Origin of the sequence: Burkholderia sp. SIMBA_051, from assembly GCF_046534915.1 — a bacterium.
GTDB classification, from domain to species: Bacteria; Pseudomonadota; Gammaproteobacteria; order Burkholderiales; family Burkholderiaceae; genus Burkholderia; species Burkholderia ambifaria.
This window is the reverse complement of record NZ_JAWRXS010000270.1, coordinates 1-272: the sequence shown is the minus strand read 5'-3', so window position 1 is coordinate 272 and position 272 is coordinate 1. Positions and strand designations below refer to the sequence as shown.

At 62.5% G+C, this 272-nt stretch carries 1 pseudogene; it reads right to left on the bottom strand.

Annotation, left to right across the window (positions count from 1 at the left end):
* Window positions 1-45 precede the first annotated feature (45 nt).
* A pseudogene (locus tag SB771_RS34485) lies at window positions 46-272 on the bottom strand (FAD-binding oxidoreductase); the annotation flags it as partial.

The following is a 272-nucleotide window of genomic DNA, read 5'->3' as shown; positions in this document are numbered from 1 at the left end:
ATTGTCGTGTTCCTGCCTGTGTGAAGTGATGTGCGCCGCTGCCGCTCAAGCGCGTTGCCTGCGTTTGTCGATGACGTCGCGAATCTGGTAGTAGCTGCCGAGCGCGGGCATGAACCACGGCTTGCCGCCATAGAGCGGATGCGTGAGCATCGGCGTGCCGTAGGCGCTGGTTTCGGGCGCTTGTCCTTCGACGATCAGGCGCGCGACCTTGTAGCCGAGATACGTCATCATCACCACGCCGCTGCCGTTGCAGCCGAGTGCGTAGTAGACGC